Source organism: Bacillus sp. HY001 (assembly GCF_007558965.1).
Classification (GTDB): domain Bacteria; phylum Bacillota; class Bacilli; order Bacillales; family Bacillaceae_G; genus Bacillus_A; species Bacillus_A mobilis.
The window spans coordinates 1-207 of sequence record NZ_VLTE01000153.1 but is presented as its reverse complement, the minus strand read 5'-3'; the positions used below and the strand labels follow the sequence as shown (position 1 = coordinate 207).

The 207-nt window shown below is 40.1% G+C and carries 1 protein-coding gene; it reads left to right on the top strand.

What is annotated here, in order from left to right; genetic code table 11:
- Positions 1 to 193, top strand: a 193-nt coding sequence (locus FOT98_RS29555) for a helix-turn-helix domain-containing protein (RefSeq protein WP_000364010.1), incomplete at its 5' end; no start/stop codon positions are given.
- Positions 194 to 207: the final 14 nt, after the last annotated feature.

Below are 207 nucleotides of genomic sequence, written 5' to 3'. Positions count from 1 at the left end.
TGAACGAACAAAGTCTGGTCTTCAAGCAGCAAGATCAAGAGGAAAGAAAGGTGGGAGACCTACTAAGAAAGAAGATAAAGTGGAAATGGCTGTTAAGATGTATAAGAGTAAAGACTATACAATTAAGCAAATTACAGTGGCGACTGGTATCAGTAAGACCACGCTGTATAGGTATTTAGACAAGGCGCTATAGGGTTGCCTCAGTAA